The sequence below is a fragment of the Xylophilus sp. ASV27 genome (assembly GCF_016428875.1).
Classification (GTDB): Bacteria; Pseudomonadota; Gammaproteobacteria; order Burkholderiales; family Burkholderiaceae_C; genus Xylophilus.
Window position 1 is genome coordinate 1 of record NZ_JAELTO010000347.1, and the last position, 317, is coordinate 317.

At 74.4% G+C, this 317-nt stretch carries 1 protein-coding gene; it reads left to right on the plus strand.

Features of this window, described 5'->3' with window-relative positions; all coding sequences use genetic code 11:
• Nucleotides 1-105 precede the first annotated feature (105 nt).
• A partial coding sequence (locus JHD63_RS24410) for a hypothetical protein (RefSeq protein ID WP_233168569.1) occupies nt 106-317 on the plus strand: 212 nt, incomplete at its 3' end.

Genomic DNA, 317 nt, shown 5'->3' on the forward strand with positions numbered 1-317 from the left:
TTCGTCGCGGTCGAAGCCGCTGACTTTGACGAAAGCGGCATTGGCGTAACGCACGTGGCTGTGCATGTCGGTGGTAGACAGCAGCGTGGCGCTGGGGTCGATGCGATGCTCGCGCTCGGTCACGGGTCTGTCTCTTATACACATCTCCGAGCCCACGAGACCGTACAGGAAATCTCGTATGCCGTCTTCGGCTTGGAAAGGGGGGGGGGGGGGGGGGGGGGGGGGGGGGGGGGGGGGGGGGGGGGGGGGGGGGGGGGGGGGGGGGGGGGGGGGGGGGGGGGGGGGGGGGGGGGGGGGGGGGGGGGGGGGGGGGGGGG